The organism is Cytobacillus oceanisediminis, from assembly GCF_007830235.1.
Taxonomy (GTDB): Bacteria; Bacillota; Bacilli; order Bacillales; family Cytobacillaceae; genus Cytobacillus; species Cytobacillus oceanisediminis.
Genome location: NZ_VLKI01000011.1, coordinates 53,853 through 74,392 on the forward strand (window position 1 = coordinate 53,853; position 20,540 = coordinate 74,392).

General features: G+C 42.1%; 15 protein-coding genes and 1 other annotated feature. Of the genes, 6 read left to right on the top strand and 9 right to left on the bottom strand.

Translation table 11 applies throughout. From position 1 onward, the window contains the following. Positions 1 to 194: 194 nt before the first annotated feature. Positions 195 to 1,454: a tyrosine--tRNA ligase gene (gene tyrS, locus IQ19_RS17270; protein WP_144543614.1), complete on the bottom strand. Its 1,260-nt coding sequence runs from the start codon at positions 1,452 to 1,454 to the stop codon at positions 195 to 197. A gap of 104 nt (positions 1,455 to 1,558) precedes the next feature. After that, positions 1,559 to 1,784, bottom strand: a binding site (T-box leader). A gap of 606 nt (positions 1,785 to 2,390) precedes the next feature. Between tyrS and IQ19_RS17275 the strand changes: the two genes are divergently transcribed. Then, positions 2,391 to 5,285: a transglycosylase domain-containing protein gene (locus tag IQ19_RS17275; protein WP_144543615.1), complete on the top strand. Its 2,895-nt coding sequence runs from the start codon at positions 2,391 to 2,393 to the stop codon at positions 5,283 to 5,285. 375 nt (positions 5,286 to 5,660) lie between these two features. Here IQ19_RS17275 and acsA read toward each other — a convergent pair whose 3' ends face one another. Further along, on the bottom strand, positions 5,661 to 7,379 hold the full coding sequence (gene acsA, locus IQ19_RS17280) for an acetate--CoA ligase (RefSeq protein WP_144543616.1): 1,719 nt from the start codon (positions 7,377 to 7,379) through the stop codon (positions 5,661 to 5,663). A gap of 224 nt (positions 7,380 to 7,603) precedes the next feature. Here acsA and IQ19_RS17285 point away from each other — a divergent pair, with 224 nt between their 5' ends. The 3 genes from IQ19_RS17285 (at position 7,604) to IQ19_RS17295 (ending at position 10,372) form a co-directional block, all read left to right on the top strand. After that, positions 7,604 to 8,236: a GNAT family N-acetyltransferase gene (locus IQ19_RS17285; protein WP_144543617.1), complete on the top strand. Its 633-nt coding sequence runs from the start codon at positions 7,604 to 7,606 to the stop codon at positions 8,234 to 8,236. Positions 8,237 to 8,555: 319 nt separating this feature from the next. Further along, positions 8,556 to 9,203, top strand: a complete 648-nt coding sequence (locus IQ19_RS17290; protein ID WP_144543618.1) for an acetoin utilization AcuB family protein — start codon at positions 8,556 to 8,558, stop codon at positions 9,201 to 9,203. Then, entirely contained in the window at positions 9,200 to 10,372 is a 1,173-nt protein-coding gene (locus tag IQ19_RS17295) for an acetoin utilization protein AcuC (RefSeq protein ID WP_144543619.1), read from the top strand. The genes IQ19_RS17290 and IQ19_RS17295 overlap by 4 nt, the downstream gene beginning before the upstream one ends. Before the next feature lie 198 nt (positions 10,373 to 10,570). Here IQ19_RS17295 and motS read toward each other — a convergent pair whose 3' ends face one another. The 4 genes from motS to IQ19_RS17315 all read right to left on the bottom strand — a co-directional run bounded on the left by motS (position 10,571) and on the right by IQ19_RS17315 (position 14,992). Continuing rightward, complete coding sequence (gene motS, locus IQ19_RS17300; RefSeq protein WP_144543620.1) at positions 10,571 to 11,305, bottom strand: flagellar motor protein MotS; 735 nt, start codon at positions 11,303 to 11,305, stop codon at positions 10,571 to 10,573. Then, on the bottom strand, positions 11,295 to 12,113 hold the full coding sequence (gene motP, locus IQ19_RS17305; RefSeq protein ID WP_144543621.1) for a flagellar motor protein MotP: 819 nt from the start codon (positions 12,111 to 12,113) through the stop codon (positions 11,295 to 11,297). The genes motS and motP overlap by 11 nt, the downstream gene beginning before the upstream one ends. A 306-nt stretch (positions 12,114 to 12,419) precedes the next feature. After that, positions 12,420 to 13,418, bottom strand: coding sequence for a catabolite control protein A (gene ccpA, locus IQ19_RS17310; RefSeq protein ID WP_144543622.1), 999 nt, complete (start codon positions 13,416 to 13,418; stop codon positions 12,420 to 12,422). Positions 13,419 to 13,915: 497 nt separating this feature from the next. After that, positions 13,916 to 14,992 carry a bifunctional 3-deoxy-7-phosphoheptulonate synthase/chorismate mutase gene (locus tag IQ19_RS17315; protein WP_144543623.1) on the bottom strand — a complete coding sequence of 359 codons (1,077 nt, stop codon included), beginning with the start codon at positions 14,990 to 14,992 and terminating at the stop codon, positions 13,916 to 13,918. 270 nt (positions 14,993 to 15,262) lie between these two features. Between IQ19_RS17315 and pilM the strand changes: the two genes are divergently transcribed. After that, positions 15,263 to 17,440, top strand: a complete 2,178-nt coding sequence (pilM, locus tag IQ19_RS17320) for a pilus assembly protein PilM (protein ID WP_144543624.1) — start codon at positions 15,263 to 15,265, stop codon at positions 17,438 to 17,440. A gap of 28 nt (positions 17,441 to 17,468) precedes the next feature. Here pilM and ytxJ read toward each other — a convergent pair whose 3' ends face one another. The 3 genes from ytxJ to IQ19_RS17335 form a co-directional block, all read right to left on the bottom strand. After that, entirely contained in the window at positions 17,469 to 17,798 is a 330-nt protein-coding gene (gene ytxJ / locus IQ19_RS17325; protein ID WP_144543625.1) for a bacillithiol system redox-active protein YtxJ, read from the bottom strand. A gap of 69 nt (positions 17,799 to 17,867) precedes the next feature. Continuing rightward, on the bottom strand, positions 17,868 to 18,392 hold the full coding sequence (locus tag IQ19_RS17330) for a YtxH domain-containing protein (protein ID WP_144543626.1): 525 nt from the start codon (positions 18,390 to 18,392) through the stop codon (positions 17,868 to 17,870). A 22-nt stretch (positions 18,393 to 18,414) separates the two neighbouring features. Continuing rightward, on the bottom strand, positions 18,415 to 18,900 hold the full coding sequence (locus IQ19_RS17335; protein ID WP_144543627.1) for a DUF948 domain-containing protein: 486 nt from the start codon (positions 18,898 to 18,900) through the stop codon (positions 18,415 to 18,417). Between the two features lie 227 nt (positions 18,901 to 19,127). Here IQ19_RS17335 and IQ19_RS17340 point away from each other — a divergent pair, with 227 nt between their 5' ends. After that, complete coding sequence (locus IQ19_RS17340) at positions 19,128 to 20,243, top strand: aminopeptidase (RefSeq protein ID WP_144543628.1); 1,116 nt, start codon at positions 19,128 to 19,130, stop codon at positions 20,241 to 20,243. Positions 20,244 to 20,540: the final 297 nt, after the last annotated feature.

Below are 20,540 nucleotides of genomic sequence, written 5' to 3' on the forward strand. Positions count from 1 at the left end.
CGTCGTTAATCACCTGGATTATCTACCATTTTGATCACCAGGGGCATGTTTGCGTCGTTAATCAACCGGATTATCTACCATTTTTGATCTCCTGTACATTTTTTCGTCGTTAATCAACGAGTTTAACAACTGGATTATTCCCGCAAAGTTGCGAATAAGCATAAAAGCCCTCCTTCAACCGGAGGGCTTTCATTTTAGTATTTAATTAAGAAATATTTCTTCTTTCCGCGGCGGATGACGGTAAATTGGCCTTCAATCCTGTCTTTTTCCGAAAGAACATAATCAAGCTCTGTTACACGCTCACCATTTACAGAAACGGCACCATTTGTAACATCTTCACGGGCCTGGCGTTTAGATGGTGAAATTTTTGCCGCAACCAGTAAATCAATAATACCAACTTCTCCGCCCTCTGAATGCTCATAGGAAGGAACATCCTTAAAGCCTTGTTTAATCTCAGAAGCAGATAGATTCTTAATGTCTCCGCTGAAAAGGGCAGCAGTAATTTTAATTGCCTGCTCCAAAGCTTCATCGCCATGGATCAGGCGAGTCATTTCTTCCGCAAGGGCTTTCTGTGCTTTACGCAGATGCGGTTCTTGCTGAACTGCTTTTTCAAGTTCTTCAATTTCTTCGCGAGATAAGAATGTGAAAAACTTTAAGTATTTAATAACATCAGCATCAGCAGTATTAATCCAGAATTGGTAGAACTCGTATGGAGATGTCTTTTCCGGATCAAGCCAGATCGCTCCGCTTTCCGTCTTCCCAAACTTGGTTCCATCTGCTTTTGTTACAAGCGGGATTGTCAGGCCATATGCTTTTGAACCTTCCGACGCCATTTTACGGATAAGCTCAAGACCTGTCGTAATATTGCCCCATTGGTCGCTTCCCCCAATTTGCATCTTGCAGTTATGATTCTCAAATAAATGAAGGAAATCCATTGCCTGCAAAATGGTGTAAGTAAATTCAGTAAAAGAAATCCCTGTTTCCAATCTGGAGGAAATCGTATCTTTCGCAAGCATGTAGTTGACTCCCACATGTTTTCCGTAATCACGGAGGAAAGTAACAATGTCCATGGAACCTGCCCAATCATAGTTGTTCACCATGATAGCACCATTTTCACTATCAAAATCAAAAATCCTTTTCAGTTGGTTTTGGATGCAGTCCACATTATGCTGAACAGTCTCCAATGTCTGCAGTTTTCGCTCCTCGCTTTTGCCGCTCGGATCTCCAATTAAACCGGTAGCTCCTCCAACGAGAACAATCGGGCGGTGTCCCACTTTTTGAAAACGCCTTAAAGTTAAAAATGGCAGCAGATGCCCTATATGCATACTGTCTGCGGTAGGGTCCACACCACAGTATAAAGAGATCTTTTCTTTATCAATCGTATTCTGGATCCCCTCTTCATCTGTTTGCTGGTAGACGATCCCTCTCCATTGCAAATCTTCAAGTACATTCATTGTTAAATTCCTCCTAGATTAAACTGTTACTAAATGGTTAAAATGCAATTTTTCCAGGCAAAGATGGGGGCGATTCCCACATACAAAAAGCGCCCCTGCACATATGCAGGGACGCATGATTAATATTGCGCGGTACCACCCAAATTGAGGACAAATGCCCTCCACTCTTTCAAGATAACGGAATAACCGTTCACTGCTATGACTGCTGAGCAGGTTGACAGTGAAAGCTCAGGGAGGTAATTCACCCTTCTATTTGTACCGGCTCGCAGCGGCCGCCGGCTTTCTGAAACAGGGATAGAAGCATTACTGGGTTCCCATCAATGCCTATATAGTATTTTTGAAACAGAAATTATGCTTCTTACGTCTATGACTAAGATAAACCATTTTTATCATAAAAATCAGCCAAATGTCAAATACCTGTTCAAAAAAAGGAAATTTCAGATAAATGGCGAACCTTGTCAATTAATATGTCGCAATATCGCAGGTTAACGGGCTGTAAATTCGGAAAAAGGACTATATATTTAATTAAAGATTAGGATATTCCGAACTAACTGCCCGTAAAAGCCCGATTGGTTCAACTAACCAACAGCGGAAAACTCGCTGTTGGAAGTTTCACTTTATCGCAGGTTAACGGGCTGTAAATTCAGAAAAGTAGTTTTCTGGTAGGTAATCAGTTAGTTTTTCCGAACAACTGCCCGTAAAAGCCCGATTGGTTCAACTAACCAACAGCGGAAAACTTGCTGTTGGAAGTTTCACTTTATCGCAGGTTATCGGGCAGTAACTTCAGAAAAGTAGTCTTCTGATAGGTATTCAGTTAGTTTTTCCGAACAACTGCCCGTAAAAGCCCGATTGGTTCAACTAACCAACAGTGGAAAACTCGCTGTTGGAAGTTTCACTTTATGCTATAATAGATGTGATTTTAGGGGGATTGATACGATGAAAGAAAAGTTTCAAATACTTATTGATAAACTGAGGCAAACTCCAGGTCTCTTCGGCAATAAAAAAGCAGCAAAAGGGGCTAGCATAACTTACCAGGTTGTCTGGAATTTAGCCTTGCTGTTTATCATTTTGGCTGTAATTGGCGGTGCGTTTGCTGGAGGTTTGGGAGCAGGTTACTTTGCCTCACTTGTAAAGGATGAGCCAATTCGGTCCTATGCCAGCATGAAAAAGGATATATATGATTATGCAGAAACATCGGAAGTTTACTTTGCGGATAATGTGTATTTGGGCAAGCTAAGGACCGACCTTGAACGGGAGGAAGTTAAGCTTGAGGATGTTTCAGACCACTTGATTAACGCAGTTGTGGCTACGGAAGATGAATATTTTTACGAGCATGACGGAGTGGTGCCAAAAGCGATTATGCGTGCCCTGTTCCAGGAAGTAACAAATTCATCTGTTCAGTCCGGCGGAAGCACACTGACACAGCAGCTGATTAAGAACCAAATCTTAACGAATGAAGTATCTTTTGAGCGAAAAGCAAAAGAGATACTATTGGCATTGCGCCTTGAGAAATTCTTTGATAAAAAAGAGATTCTAGAAGCATACCTGAATGTTTCCACCTTTGGAAGAAATGCTTCCGGCCGGAATATCGCGGGTGTTGAAGCAGCTGCCAAGGGCATTTTTGGGGTAAGCGCAAAGGAATTGACCTTGCCTCAGGCTGCTTTCATTGCGGGGCTTCCCCAGAGCCCATTCGGCTATACTCCTTTTACGAGGGAAGGAACAGTTAAAGAGAATTTGGAACCAGGGTTCTCAAGGATGCAAACCGTTCTGAAAAGAATGTACGACGATGGCAAGATTAACCAGAAACAATATGAAGAAGCTTTGGCGCACGACCTGACAAAGGATTTTGCAGATCCTTCAGCAAGTCCTTTAGAAAAATATCCGTACTTAACATTTGAAATTGAAGAGCGTGCAGTAAACATCATGACCAAGATTCTGGCGAAAAACGATGGTTATGAAGAACAGGACTTAAAAGAAGATGACGCACTCCGCGAGGAATATAGAACCCTTGCAGACCGGACAATCCGCCAAAATGGCTATCAGATTCATACAACGATTAACAAAGATATTTATGATAAAATGCAGCAGGTAAAAGATAACTACCCTTATTACGGACCTGACAAACCAGAGACAGTTAAGGATCCTGAAACGGGTGAGAACAAGCAAATCATGGAGCCTGTAGAAGTCGGTGCTATTTTAATTGAAAATAAGACCGGGAAAATTATCAGCTTTGTCGGCGGACGCGATCACAAGCGTGAGCAATTGAATCATGCTACAAACGCTGTAAGGCAAAATGGTTCAACCATGAAGCCGCTGCTGGTGTATGCACCTGCTATGGAGCTAGGAAAGTCAGCTCCTGGAACAATTTTACCGGATGTGCCATTATACCTTGCTCCAGGATTGAACAGGCCTTGGCCAAATAACTATACCAGAACGTATAGCGGTCTGGTTTCTGCCAGAGAAGCATTAAAGTATTCCTACAATGTTCCGGCTGTTAAGCTATATAAGGACATAGTCGGACAAAGACCTGCTGCCTACCTGGAAAAGATGGGCTTTACTTCGATGATTGGCCCGGACTATACGAATTTGTCCACAGCCATTGGTTCATTGGAATATGGGGTAACAGTTGAAGAAAATACAAATGCATTCAGCACCTTTGCCAATGACGGTAAATTTGTTGATGCTTATATGATTGAAAAAATCACTGATAAAAACGGCCAGGTTATTTATCAGTATGAAGTCAAGCCTGTTGATGTATTCAGCCCGCAGACGGCTTACTTAACAATTGATATGATGCGGGATGTTATTAACAGCGGAACAGCCACTTCCGTTAGAAATAGATTGAAATTCAGTTCTGACTGGGCAGGGAAAACAGGAACAGGCGTAGATTTCCACGATGCGTGGTTTGTTGCAACCAATCCGAATGTCACTTTCGGGATCTGGTCCGGCTATGATACACCTAAGTCTTTAAAAGCTCCCGGCGCATTAAGCTACAGCCTGCGGAATAATTATCTATGGGCAGATCTCATGAATGCAGCATATGATGTTGCGCCTGATCTTGTCGACCCTAGCACAAGCTTTAAAATGCCTGGGGGGATCGTAAGAAGATCCTTCTGCGCTATTTCTGGCCTGCTGCCTTCTGATGCATGCTCAAAGGCTGGCCTCGTTGAAACAGACTTATTCAACGCGAAGTTTGTTCCAACAAAAGTGGACGATAGCCTTGGCAATGGAAAACTTGTGAGAATTGGCGACAAAAAATATATGGCTCTTGATTCAACTCCTGAAGAATTTACAGAACCAGGATTAGTACTGAATCCAGAGTATATTGAAAAATTATTTGGCATTAAAGCAAATCCAGGCGATCTTATTCCTAATAAAGAGCGCTGGAAGAGCATTTTAACTACCGGCGACAAACTGGAGGATAACGGCAGGGCTCCTGCCGCCCTAAACATTAAAGCTTCAGGCGAGACCGTAACATGGGGTGCCCATCCAGAAAAAGATGTTATTGGCTACCGCATCTATAGCGGCGGCAAAAAAGTCGGTACAGTAAAAGCTGGATCGTCTCTAAGCTTCAAGGCTGGCAATGGTGCTATACACGTAACAGCCGTCGATATTGCCGGGAAGGAATCCAAGCCTTCAAACGTGGTTGAAATCGGCAAAAAGCCTGAAGAAGAGAAACCAAAAGAAGAAAAGCCTAAAGAGGAAAAACCTAAAGAAGAGAAACCCAAAGAGGAAAAACCTGCAGACCCTCCAGCCGAAGAAAAACCGGATCCTGAAAAGCCAGTAGAACCTGGTGATGGAGGCGGAGAAGGAGAAGGCAGTACAAACTAATTAAATATTTAAAAGTGAAGCTGATTTTCAAGCCGGTAAAGGCTCGAAAGTCAGCTTTTTTTATTAGTTATTTATCAAAGCTCGGTATCGACTTATTCAGTGTTCCAACTAGCTGCTGGAGATTCCTATTTATTCGCTAGTTTATGCACTTTGTTCGCTAAATTTAAAATTTGTTCGCTAATTTTTATCGTTTGTTCGTAAAATTCCCCACTTTATTCGCAAGTTTTTCTGCTTTATTCGTTAAGTTCACAATTATTCATGTTTTCCCTGCTGCGCAAACCAAAAAAAGAGAACCGCGGCCATCGAAATGCACCTCCAATTGTTAGTCTTGTCTAAGAATTGGGGTGCATTTCACTATAAGCGGTTCTCTTTCTATTAGTCTTCCATTGTAGACAGATCGCCAGTTGGGAGATCTAGTTCCCAGGCTTTTAAGACGCGGCGCATAATTTTACCGCTTCGAGTTTTTGGAAGCTTGTCACGGAACTCAATTTCGCGCGGAGCTGCATGAGCTGCAAGGCCTTTCTTAACGAATTGGCGAATATCCTCCACTAACTCTTCAGATGGCTCATGGCCGTCTCTTAATGCTACAAACGCTTTAATAATTTCTCCGCGAACTGGATCCGGCTTTCCGATTACTCCTGCTTCTGCAACTGCCGGATGTTCGATCAGCTTGCTTTCTACTTCAAACGGGCCTACACGTTCGCCGGATGTCATGATAACGTCATCCACACGTCCCTGGAACCAGAAGTAGCCTTCTTCATCCATATAAGCTGAATCACCGGATACATACCAGTCACCAGGCATAAAGTACGATTCATATTTTTGCTCGTTATTCCAAATCGTGTGCATCATCGAAGGCCAGCCTTTTTTAATAGCAAGGTTACCCATGCGGTTTGGCGGCAGTTCATTTCCCTGGTCATCAACAATGGCAGCTTTGACTCCAGGAATAGGCTTGCCCATGGAACCAGGCTTAATTTCCATGCAAGGATAGTTACAGATCAGCTGTGCACCCGTTTCTGTCATCCACCATGTATCATGGATGCGCAAATTGAACACCTTCATGCCCCATCTGACTACCTCAGGATTTAATGGCTCACCAACACTCAAGATGTGCCGAAGGCTGCTCATATCAAATTTCTTAACAACCTCATCCCCTGCACCCATCAGCATGCGGAAAGCTGTTGGAGCACTGTACCAAACAGTAACGCCATATTCTTCAATCATCTTGTACCATGTCTCAGGATTGAATCTTCCACCGACAATCAGGTTAGATGTTCCTGTAAGCCACGGACCGAAAATGCCGTATGATGTTCCGGTAACCCAGCCTGGGTCAGCAGTGCACCAATACACATCTTCTTCCTTAAGATCCAATACCCATTTAGCCGTCTGGTAGTGCTGAATCATTGCATTATGTACATGCAGCACACCTTTTGGCTTGCCTGTGGAACCGGAAGTATAATGTAAAATTAATCCATCATTTCCATCAACCCATTCGATAGGAAGCTTTCGGCTTGATTCAGCCATTCTTTTATTAAAGTCAACATAAGAGCCTGTTTCCTCAACATTATCGCCTACAAGGAAAACATGCTTTAGAGCTGGCAGCTGATCAACCGGAACCCGTTCCAAAAGCTCAGGAGTAGTGATTAAGACTTTTGCTTCACTGTCTTCAAGCCTGTCACGGACAGCGCCTTCCATGAAAGCCTCAAATAATGGACCGACAATCGCACCAAGCTTGATGGCTCCCAAAACAGCGAAATATAATTCAGGGGAACGAGGCATAAAAATGAACACCCTGTCTCCTTTTTCCACATCGCCGTATGTCTTCAGAGCATTTCCAGCTTTATTGGAAAGTTCTTTCATTTCTTTGAAAGTATACTTTTCATTTCTTTCTCCGTCACGATAATAAAGGGCAACCTTATTTTTTCTAAATGATTCCGCATGGCGGTCGATTGCCTCATAGGCCATATTCATTCGGCCTGTATCTTTCCAGGAAAACTCTTTTTCCACATCCGCCCAGTTGAAATTCTTATATAACTCGTCATAGCTTTTTAAATTAAACTCCCCTTGCGTCACTGGCAGCGCTTCCACTTTCATATATTGATATCCCCCTTTTTTGTGATTTGATATTATTATAGTATAAATATTATTTTTTCTCAATTTTTAAAATATTGCAGCTAAAAAATAATTCTTATGCATCATTCCGGGAATTGTCACAAAGTTTTTCAAATTAACCAGAAAATTATGTGAAAGCGCTTTATATAGATAGTTTTTATGTATAATAGATAGTACATTGATCATGTCTTTTAGGCGGTGAATAAATGGAACATAAAAAAACGTACAATGCTAAAGAATTAAAAACAGCAAATGGTAAATTAATTATCGAAGGGCCTATCTCACCTGAAAAACTCGCAGATTACGAGTTTCATGAACATCTGGTAGCTTTCAGGCCACCAGCACAGCAGCATAAAGCTCTGGTTGAAATTGCTGGATTGCCGGAGGGAAGAATTATAATTGCCAGAGACCGGCACACCATTGTCGGCTATGTAACTTATTTGTACCCGGATCCCCTTGAGCGATGGTCCGAGGGAAAAATGGAAAATTTAATAGAACTTGGTGCCATTGAAGTAATTCCGGCATTTCGCGGTTCTGGAACAGGCAAGAACCTATTAAAAGTCTCAATGATGGATGATGCGATGGAAGACTACATCATTATTACGACAGAATATTACTGGCATTGGGATCTAAAGGGAACCGGACTGAATGTTTGGGAATATCGTAAGATTATGGAAAAGATGATGAATGCAGGCGGCCTGGAATGGTATGCCACAGACGACCCGGAAATCAGCTCCCATCCTGCAAATTGCCTGATGGCGAGAATCGGCAAAAGAGTAGACCAGGAATCGGTCCAGCAATTCGACCGTCTGCGCTTTATGAACCGCTTTATGTATTAATAAACTATCATAGAAAACCAATGATTATATAATATGAGACTATGTTAAAGCTCATTGTTGGCACTCTGTTGATTGGAGTGGAAGGTGCGAGACTCCGGCCGGTGAAGCGAGTCAAAGGGAGACCCCGCCGCCGCAAGGCTCCGAGGAGCGTTGGACCACCCGCGGTTCGCTGAGCCCCTGAAGCGGAAATCTACAGACAAGTTTAACAGAGCTTAATATTTAAAAAAATTGCTTCAATGTTAAAAAATACGCTTTGTTCCCGCTCCAGTGCTGGTGTGCGTGGAAACTCCATATAAGTTCAATAAAGGAGGCTCTAAAAGTGATTGTTGAAGAAATTATGAAAACGGATGTCACTACACTGACAAAGGATGATAGTATAGCGGATGCCATAAAAATAATGAGTGCAAATAAAGTACGCCATTTGCCGATAACTGATCATGTGAATAAGCTGGTAGGCCTTGTCACTGACAGGGATATCCGGGATGCCACTCCATCTATTTTTCATACAGAGTTATTTAAGGAAGATCTTCAGAAACCTTTGGAAACAATTATGAAAACAGAAATCATTTCGGGGCATCCCCTTGATTTTGCAGAAGAAATTGCTGCTATTTTCTATGAGCACCGCATTGGCTGTCTTCCTATATTAAAAGATAACAAGCTTGTTGGAATCGTGACTGAAACGGATCTTCTTCACACCCTGGTCCAATTGACAGGCGCACATCAGCCTGGGTCGCAAATTGAGGTAAAAGTGCCTAACAGGGCCGGCATGCTCTTTGAAGTTACAGAAGTGATTTGCAAAAGGAAAGCAAATATACAGAGTGTCCTTGTTTATCCGGATAAAAAGGATGAGAAATTTAAAATTTTAGTGTTAAGAGTGCAAACCATGAATCCCACCCTTGTGATTGAAGATTTGAAAAAAGCCGGCTTTGCAGTATTATGGCCAAACCTGCCGGGGATTTCTCTATGACTCATGATTCAATTTTTGTATATTCGGAAGAGCTGCTGAACTACAAATTCAGCAAAAATCATCCTTTTAACCAGCTAAGGCTCAAACTGACACTCGATTTGCTTAAAAATATGAAAGCGATTGAGGATCATCAAATCGTTCCTCCTCGCCCAGCTACTGAAGAAGAACTTCACCTGATCCATGATCCAAATTATGTGAACGCTGTTAAACTCGCCGGCCAGGGACAGCTTCCTGAAGATGTTGGAGAAAATTACGGATTGGGGACTGAGGATACACCTATTTTTCCAAATATGCATGAAGCAAGCTCCTTGCTGGTAGGAGGGACTCTGGCTGCCGTAGATAAGGTCATGAGCGGGCGGGCAAAGCATGCTCTCCACCTCGGCGGAGGACTGCATCATGGATTTCGCGGAAAAGCATCAGGATTTTGCATATATAATGATAGCTCTGTTGCCATTAAATATATTCAGGAAAAATATAAAGCCAAGGTACTGTATGTCGATACAGATGCTCACCATGGAGACGGTGTCCAATGGTCCTTTTATGATGATCCTGATGTATGTACCTTATCCATCCATGAAACAGGACGCTATTTATTTCCGGGCACAGGAAATGTAAATGAACGTGGGCAAGGAAAGGGATACGGATTTTCTTTCAATATACCAGTGGATGCTTTTACAGAAGATGATTCCTGGCTCCATGCCTACAGGACAGCTTTTCGTGAGGTCGCTGAATTCTTTAAGCCTGACGTAATTCTCACTCAGAATGGTGCAGATTCACATTATCTGGATCCCCTTACCCATTTGTCATCAACCATGAAAATATACAGGGAGATTCCTAAACTGGCACATGAAATGGCACATGAGTATTGCGATGGAAAATGGATTGCTGTCGGCGGCGGCGGCTATGATATATGGCGTGTGGTTCCCCGGGCCTGGGCCATGATATGGCTTGAAATGACTGAAAACTCAAAGTCTTATGGCAATCTGCCTTTAGAATGGATAAACACCTGGAAGAAGCATGCTCCTGTGCCCCTTCCCCTTCAATGGGACGATCCTGATGATCTTTATCCGCCGATTCCTCGAAAAAGTGAAATAACAGAAAAAAACGCCCAAACATTGGACAAAGTTCTATATCCTATAAGAAATAGGAAAATGACTGAGTCCATGTAAATGAAAAGGCTGACAAACGGTTGTATTTGAATCCGGCTGTCAGCCTTTTTTCTATTTTACCGCTGAAAACGAACATTTACCCTCCAAATTCTATTAAATACCGGTCCATTGATCATATTTACCGGACAAAAACACTTTAATACCGGCCAAATCTCCACTTTCAAAATAAAAAAGGCCTGACAAATGCCAGACCAGCTATTAATTATTTATTAAACTTTCCTCATCATATTTCGGATCAGAAATAATGATTTCAACCCGGCGGTTTTTTTCCCAATTTTCCGGTCCGGAATTGGGGACTACCGGTCGGGTCTCTCCGTAGCCAACAGCAATAAACCTGCGGCTCTCAAGCTTATGGTTTTCTGTTAAGTATCTTATCACTGTGCTGGCCCGGGCCGCTGACAGCTCCCAATTTGAAGGGTATCTGTATGTCGTAATCGGCCGGTTATCCGTATGGCCTTCTACTTTTACCAGGTTTGGCATACTTGATAGGACTGTTCCGACTTTGTCCAGAAATGGATAGGAGCGATCAATTAGGCTGGCTTCTCCGGATTCAAATAACACCTGTTCCTGAAGGACAAGGACAACACCACGTTCGGTCCTGTTTGCAACAATAACATCTTCAAGGCCGTTTTGATCTAAAAATGTCTGGATTTCCATTAACAGCTGATCAAGGGAGTCGCTTTCTTCCCCAGCATTTTGATCATTTTGTTCCATGCTCGCTGGATGCTCATTGGGAATAATAGAAGGGTAAAAATCGAGTACATGCCTATCACGGAATGACTCGGAAATCGTTTTAAATTTGATCATATCAATCTGCGACATGGAAAAGAGCAATATAAAAAATACTAATATCAGTGTGACAAGATCTGAAAATGTAACCATCCACCTAGGGGCACCCTTAGCAGGCTCAGGAGGCCTTCGCCTAAGCTTCATATTCCAGTGCCTCCCCTGCGTTGATGACTTCTTCCAATTCTCTGCGTTCTTCGGAAGATAAAAATGCACTTAACTTTTCTTCAAGGATTTTTGGATTTTGTCCGGATTGAATCCCGATTACTCCTTCAATAATGATTTGCTTTAAAAATACTTCCTTTTCAGTCTTTAAAGCAAGTTTTGCTGCCATTGGCAGAAACACCAGATTGGCCAGAAGCGAACCATATAAAGTAGTTAATAGGGCAATTGCCATATTAGGACCCAACGTAGAAGGATCATTTAGATTTTTCAGCATGAGGACAAGACCAATCAGCGTCCCGATCATCCCCCATGCTGGAGCATACTCCCCTGCTTTCTCGAGAATGCTTCTGCCTTTTCGATGCCTTTCTTCCATCGCTGTAATTTCAGCATGCATAATGTCCGTTATGACATCAGGCTCGATTCCATCGACGGCAAGATAAATACCCTTTCGGATAAAAGCATCGTCCACCTTTTCTACTTCAGCTTCAAGCGATAAAAGCCCTTCCCGGCGAGCGCGATCGGAAAGGAGTACAAATATCCCAATTAGCCTGCCAATACTTTGTTCTTCGCTGGAGAAGACCTGTTTAATAACAGTAGCCATATGCTTGATATCTTTTAAAGGAAAACTTACAAGCAGCCCCGCTATTAGACCGCCTAAAACAATCAGCATGGAAGAAGGATCAATAAACGAAAAGAACCCACTGGTTCCCCCATTGGAAATTATCCCAAAGATAAGCATCGCCAGGCCAATCAATAGCCCCACTGGCGTTAACACATCAAACTTCCTCATTTTCTCTCTCCCTGATCGTTTATATAGATAGTAATAAATAGATGAATGGCAGAAAGAAACGCCTTCCACTTTAAACTGTAAGGCGTTTCTCTTTTCTACCCTTTGTCTAGCTGCAGCGCCTAGCCAGTTTTCATCCCTGAATTTGCTTCCTGATTATCTTGAGAGAAGCATGATTCGTAGAATGATGCTTAGAGCAGCTCGAGGTCACTTCGGTCCAGAAGTCCAGAACACTTCAACTTCTGGCCCTCCAGCTCTTGTCTGGGCTGATCGGGGCACCTCCGCTTTTCTATTATATCGGCAGGTTTATTATTTTGTTGAGTCCCGTTCCTCAATTCGGTGAGGAAGTACGACAATTTGTTCATCCACTGATTCTTTATTCATCAATTTAGTAAGAAGGCGCATCGCAACGGCTCCAATGTCATATAACGGCTGTACAACAGAAGTCAGCTGAGGGCGCACCATCAATGCCAATCGGGTATTATCGGAGCTGATGACCTCAAAATCCTCAGGAATTTTATAGCCTTTATCTTCGGCACCATGGACAATTCCCAGGGCCATTTCATCTGATCCCGCAAAGATCGCTGTTGGCCTTGGGTCAGCTTCCAATAGCTTTTCAAAAGCTTCTATTCCTGAATCATACGTATAATCTCCTTCAACGACCAAATCCTCGCGATAGGAAACTTCAGCTTCTTCCAACGCACGCTTATAGCCTGCCAGTTTCTTTTCTTTATTGATTGGCTCACGTAGAGGGCCCACAACAATCGCAACTTCTTTGTGGCCTTTTTCAATAAACGACTTCGTTACATCAAATGCTGCCTGTTCATAATTAATATTAACGGATGGAATTTTGCCTGACTCTTCAATTGAACCTGCAAGAACGATCGGAACTGGAGACTTCTCAAATTCATCAACATGCTCTGATGTAATATTGCCCCCCATGAATACAATGCCATCTACCTGCTTTCCAAGCATAGTATTAAGCAAGTGCAGCTCTTTCTCGACATTTTGGTCAGAGTTGCTCAGAATGATATTGTACTTGTACATCGTTGCGATATCTTCAATACCCCTAGCCAGTTCTGCAAAAAAAGTACTTGAGATATCGGGTATAATAACTCCGACTGTCGTTGTTTTTTTGCTTGCCAGTCCGCGTGCTACAGCGTTTGGACGATATCCAAGTCTGTCGATTACTTCCATTACTTTCTTTCTTGTTGCGGGCTTTACATTTGGATTTCCATTTACGACACGAGAAACCGTTGCCATTGAAACATTCGCTTCTCTTGCCACATCGTATATTGTTACATTCATTACTGTCACTCCCTCTTCGAATAGCGGTCACTTCTATTACTTTTTATTTTACAGCAACACTACATAACCTACTCATTTTTTATCCTATTTTGTGATTGGATACACATGTTCAATTATGTATTTAATCATACGACAGTCCAGGATTTGCTGCAATGTCAAGGCTTGTTTTTTTGAAAAAAAGCTTGTTTTTGGATTTTCTTCACAAAGCTATGTTAAAGATAACTGATGATTTAGCACTGTACTGATTGGAGCGGAGGGCACGGGATCCTCGAAAATGCATTCGTCTTTTCTTCGTGAGGTGTTTATTTGAGGACACTAATCCAATGTCCTGCGGGAAAAGCGTACCTAGGGAGACCCCACAGGTGAAGAACGCCAGGAGCGTCGGAAGCCCGCGGTTCGCTGAGTGCCTGCAGCGGAAATCAACACCCAAGATTAACAGAGCCTCAAACAACGAAAAAGCCTTCTGCTGATTAGCAGAAGGCTCCATGCATTACGATTTATACTCTTAGCAAAGCCGAGGATTGCAGTTCAGACATAAATTGATCAAATTGGTTAAGATCCATTTGCTGCGCTGAATCTGACAGGGCAACGGCTGGATCTGGATGTACTTCGGCCATTACGCCGTCCGCTCCAATTGCCAATGCTGCTTTAGCAGCAGGGAGAAGCAAATCTCTGCGTCCAGTTGAATGCGTTACATCAACAAGTACCGGTAAATGTGTTTCCTGTTTCAGAATTGGCACTGCAGAGATATCCAAGGTATTTCGCGTTGCACGCTCGTATGTGCGGATTCCGCGCTCGCAAAGAATGATTTGTCCATTTCCTTGGGACATAATATACTCTGCTGCATTAATGAATTCTTCGATGGTTGCTGCAATACCGCGTTTTAAAAGAACTGGCTTGTTTACAGCGCCAGCTGCTTTTAAAAGTTCAAAGTTTTGCATATTTCTTGCACCAATTTGGATTACATCAATATAATTGACAGCAGTTTCAATATCATTTGGGCTTACAATTTCAGAAATTACAGCCAAATCGTATTCATCTGCCACTCTTTTTAATATTTTTAACCCTTCCAAGCCAAGTCCCTGGAAATCATATGGAGATGTTCTAGGCTTATAAGCACCGCCGCGCAGAAGCTTAAGGCCTTTCGCTTTAACAGCTTCGGCAACTGTCGCAACTTGTTCATAAGATTCAACCGCACAAGGACCGAACACTAAATGAGGGTTGCCGTCTCCCACCTTTTCTCCCTTTAAATCAACAATTGTATTTTCAGGCTTCTTTTTTCGTGAAACAAGAAGCGCTTTTCGATGATCATCTTTTTGAAGCTCAAGGCCTGCTTTAAAAATTTCCTTGAACATATGCTCAATCGTTGAGTTTTCAAATGGACCGTCATTATGCTCTTTTATCAAGTCCAGCATGTTGCGTTCGCGGACAGGATCATAACGATAAACCCCTTGTGTTTCCTTTACTCTTCCGATTTCTTGAACAAGTTCTGCTCTTTCATTGATCAATGATAAAAGCTGAAGGTTCAGCTCATCTACTCGATCCCGCAGTTTATCTAGCTCATTATTGCTCATTTCCTGTCCCTTCCTTTCGAATCTGAATTAGAGCCGCACTTTTTGATAAGAAACATGCTGAGCGAATATATTTTATCATTCGCCAAGTTAAACATTTCCATTCTTTCTCTTTTACGGCATCTGGATATGTGATACATTTTTTATAATTAGGGTTATTATATATGAATTATTCAGACATGTCACGAAAAATTTCTTTATTAATTAAACGCTTTTAAGTAATAAAGCGCTATTAAGCCATTTTATGGCATAAAACAAAGAAGGTGTATCGCTTTGTACGATCAAAAAAAGCTTTTTGCACTGGATATCGGTACGCGTTCTGTGGTTGGCATTATTCTTGAAGAACACGAGGGCCAATATCATGCTAAAGATATTGTACTAAAGGAGCATGCTGAACGTGCAATGTTAGACGGGCAAATCCATGATGTTTTAGCTGTTTCAAGGATTATATCAGAAATCAGGGATGAACTTGAAGCAAAACATGGCCCTCTAAAAAAAGTATGTGTCGCTGCAGCAGGGAGAGCTTTAAGAACAGAGAGGGCCCAATCCTCCATTAATATTAACGGAAAGCCGATGATGCAAAAACAGGATATCCTTCATCTTGAATTAAGCGCTGTTCAGCGGGCCCAGGCAATAGTTGCCGCAAAACATGAAATTGAAAAAAGCTATTATTATTATTGTGTAGGTTATTCTGTTCTTTACTACCGCCTGGATGGGGAAGAAATCGGCAATTTGATTGACCAGCAGGGAGAAGAGGCTTCAGTAGAAATTATTGCTACTTTTTTGCCAAAGGTTGTAGTGGAGTCCCTTATTTCAGCTCTCCAGAGAGCGGGGCTTGAAATGGAGGCTTTAACCCTTGAGCCGATTGCAGCGATTAATGTACTTATCCCGCCGTCCATGAGGCGATTAAATGTTGCTCTTGTAGACATTGGGGCAGGTACCTCGGATATTGCCATTACAGACATCGGAACTGTTATTGCTTATGGCATGGTGCCTGTAGCAGGCGATGAAATAACAGAGGCTGTCAGCGACCAGCTGCTGTTGGATTTTCCGTTAGCCGAAAAAGCCAAAAGAGATCTTCATGTCCATGATACCATTACAGTGACAGATATTCTTGGATTTGAAACGGAGATCAGCAAAGAGGATCTTGTTGAACAGATTTCCCCGGCATTGGACCGCCTGGCAGATTCCATTTGCAGCGAAATCTTGAGTTTGAATAACAGGCCCCCTAAAGCCGTTATGCTTGTAGGAGGCGGAAGCTTAACTCCAAATCTTCCTGCCAGAATAGCCCGGAAACTAAGCCTACCTGAGAACAGGGTTGCTATCCGGGGAATAGACGCTATAAATGGGCTGACTGTCTCGCACATGATTGACAAAGGACCGGAACTTGTCACCCCAATTGGGATTGCCATTGCTGCACAAAAATCTCCTGTCCACTATTGTACTGTCTACGTCAATGAGCAGCCTGTCCGCTTATTTGAGGTTAAAAAACTTACAGTAGGAGATTGTCTTTTGGCCGCAGGCGTTAAGATGAATAAATTATATGGAAAACCGGGCCTTGCCATGATTGTTAGCGTAAATGCACAAAATATAACAATTCCGGGCAGCTATGGGGAAGCTCCAGCTATTTTACGGAATGGGATTTCAAGTTCATTGGATGAAGAAGTTGCAGCTGGAGACCAAATTACGGTTAAAAGAGGCAGGGACGGCCTTCCCGCTGAAGTACGGATTGGGGATTTAATTGATGATATTCCTGTTAAGTCTGTGACCATTAATAGCCATAACTATACCATCCAGACTGAAATCACCTGTAATGGAATACCAGCTGCAGCAGGTCAGGTTTTAAGGGATAGGGATAAAATAGAATGCAGGATTCCTGAAACAGTTGAAGAAATCCTAAATGCCTTAGACTTAAAAGAACTGCTAAAAGAGCTAAAGCCTTTTCGGCTCAAAATGAATGGAAAAGAAACCTTCCTGCCGCGCCTTTCCGGAAAAGTCCTCCGAAACGGCATGGAGGTAAAGCATCACAAAACGATTGAACATGGGGACAATCTTTTGATTGAAAGAAGAGGTACACCAACTGTAAAAGAAATGGCTGAATTTAAGCAGCTAATGCTAACGCAAAGCATCCCTGTTATATTCAATGGAAAAAAAGTAGAGCTTTCCAGAACCATGACCGAATTCCAAAGAGAAGGAACAGCCTTATCAGAAAATGACAGAATTTATGATGGTGATGTACTTACTGTCGTACACAAAAAAATAATCCCCTTTATTTTCCAAGACTTATTTAACCACGTAGAGATTGAAATGCCTAGAGATTCAACCGGAAAATTTGTTCTTTTAAGAAATGGGGAAAAAACGACTTTTCATGACCCTATAGAACCTGGTGATGATCTAAAAATCGTCTGGCCTGCCATTAATAAGAAGAGCTCGAATCTAAAGCCTATATAGATAAAAAACATCCGAATTCGGATGTTTTTTATCTATTTTCTTCAAAAGCTTTCTCCAGGGAGTCATATGTAATTTTCCAATGGGAAGCATGCCATGCTACATCCCCATTTTTAAACAATATAGCCTGGGGAGATTCATGCTTAATATGAAAAGTCTCCGCGATATGATTGGATAATGGGCGATCCTCCTGGACTACTAAATAATAAATGTTCAAATCTTTATGCTCATTTGCAAAGCTTTCATACTCTTCATAAGCCGCTCCGCTGACAGGGCATGTTGAGCTGTGTTTTAAAAGCAGCAGCTGCTCTTCTGATTTAACGGCTTGATCAAATGCTTCATTGCTATCAAATTTTTTCATTCTGAACCTCCTCTTATAAAATAAATAACGGTGAAGTAATAGTATCACTTCACCGTTTTTAAGACAAATTTATTGATTGTACTTTTGTTCCGTTTCGTCAAAAGCCTGTTTTGTTTCCTCAAGCTTCATTTGAATTTCTGCATCATTTACTGGTGCATTGCCTTCTGACTGAAATCCTTCATCATTGATGCTTTCTGAAGCATATTCGGCGTCCCCTTCAGCAGCGCCATTTTCAGAAGCTTGTCCATTGGCATTCTGCCCCTCTTTAAGGCTTTTTACTTTATTGACTAACCCATTTGATTGCTTGGAAACTGTTTGAGTAATGGCATTTGTTTTTTCTTTTGCCACACTCGCCAGCTCAGTTCCCTTTGTCATTGCTGTTTCACGAAACTGGCCTGATTTTTCTTTTAAGACAGACGCTTTTTCGTTTAAGTCGCTCTGAAGCTCTTTGCCTGATTTAGGAGCAAGGAATAGGGCAGTTGCAGCGCCAACCATGCCTCCGATTAAAGCGCCGATCATAAAGTCTTTCGTATTGATATTTTCCTCTGATTTTGACTGGTTTACATCAAATTGTTTACGGTCCTGGCTATTCATTCTTCTTTTTCCTCCTCGATTTCTAGTATCTTGCTCTTTCTCTTTGGCGTTCGGGCGGTAGCATTTGCTTCTCGTCAACATTGTACTGATAAGGGTCATCTTTTCTCATTTTCCACTTATCTTTAATTTCGAGAAGAACATTGCTCCACTGTACCACCTGTGAAATTTTATCTTTATTTTGTTCAAGCTGTGTGTTTACAGAAGATGTGATTTTCTGAATAGATCCATTAAATCTGCGGACAGAGTCCCCTACTTCTTTCACTGCCGTTACTACACTGTTCAAGTTTTCAGACTTTTGCTGAATGTCTGTTGCCAACGTGTTGGTCTTATGTAGCAAGACCGTTGTTTCCTTTGTTACTCCATCCAATTGCCTTTCAAGACCTGCTAGCGTGTGAGATACATTATCTAATGTTCCCTGTAAAGATTTTAACGTTTTGGCCAAATAAATGACTAAAACCAGGAATGCGATAGCAATTACTGCCACACTCAAATATAAAATGATTTCCATTTCATACACCTCCGGTTATCTGTATACTAACTTTTTACCCAGATGCACTGCCTCTAAACCAGGCGTACATTAATAGATTCCATTTCCAGTACCCAATTTCCTTCAATAATTCCTATATTTCCTTACCAAACTAAATCTTAGCATACTAGGAAAAGTTTCAACAAAATCTTTAATTTCGGTTACAATAAGATTTGTCGGAAAAAATATTTTTTGGAGGGATTTAGGCAATGAAAGATCCTCGTATTGAAAAGCTGGCAAAGAACCTGATCAATTATTCAGTCCAGCTGCAAAAAGGCGAAAAAGTCCTTATTGAAAATTTCGGCCTGCAAAGAGAACTCGTAACTGCCCTTGTTAAGGAAGCATATGCAGCAGGAGGATATCCTTTTGTATTATTAAAAGACCATCAGGTTGACCGTTCCCTGCTGTTAGGGGCACAGGAGGAGCAATTCAATATGATGGCTGAGTTTGAAGCCAATGTGATGGGCAAGATGGACGCATACATAGGACTCCGCGCAGGGGATAACATTAACGAACATGCAGATGTGCCTGATGATAAAATGAAAATTCATGGTTCTACAATCGGCAAAAAGGTTCATAGAGAGATTCGTGTGCCAAAGACGAAGTGGGTTGTTCTCCGCTACCCTAACTCTTCCATGGCTCAGTTAGCTAAAATGAGCACTGAAGCATTTGAAGATTTCTATTTTGATGTTTGTAATTTGGATTACGGCAAAATGGACCAAGCAATGGACAATCTTGTGGTATTGATGAATAACACCGATAAGGTAAGAATTACTGGAACTGGAACAGATTTGTCTTTCTCTATTAAAGACATTCCGGCTATCAAGTGTTCGGGCCAGATGAATATTCCGGATGGAGAGGTTTATACGGCTCCGGTACGTGATTCTGTTAATGGGGTTATCACGTATAATACTCCGTCTCCATACCATGGATTTACTTTCGAAAATGTAAAATTGACATTCAAAGACGGCAAAATTGTTGAGGCGGAAGCCAATGACAGCGAACGAATTAATAAAATCTTTGATACAGATGAAGGTGCACGCTATGTCGGCGAATTTGCCATAGGGGTCAATCCGTTTATTCTTCATCCGATGCAGGATATCCTCTTCGATGAAAAAATTGATGGAAGCTTCCATTTCACACCGGGCCAATGCTATGACGAAGCATACAATGGCAACAAATCCAACATCCACTGGGATATGGTTAACATCCAGCGCCCAGACTACGGCGGCGGGGAAATCTATTTTGATGATGTATTAATCCGCAAAGACGGCCGTTTTGTGATCCCTGAACTGGAAGCTCTAAATCCTGAGAATTTGAAATAAATAAAGGTACTTTTCAAAAGATTGTTGTTTTTAAATAGGTGTTTGTAAAGGAAGCAGCTGATAAATAATTTGATTAGAGCGGAAGGTGTGAGATCCTCGAAAATGCATCCGCATTTCCTTCGTGCGGTGTCTAATCAGGATGCCTATGCAGGCGTCCTGTGGGAGCAGCAGGACAGGCGAGAGACACCGCAGGCCCGGAGCGCCGAGGATGCTTACCGCCCTCCCCCGCGGCTCGCTGAGCATCCTAAAGCGGAAATCGACCGCTCTTTTCATTTTGTAAATAGCAACAAAGTTTAC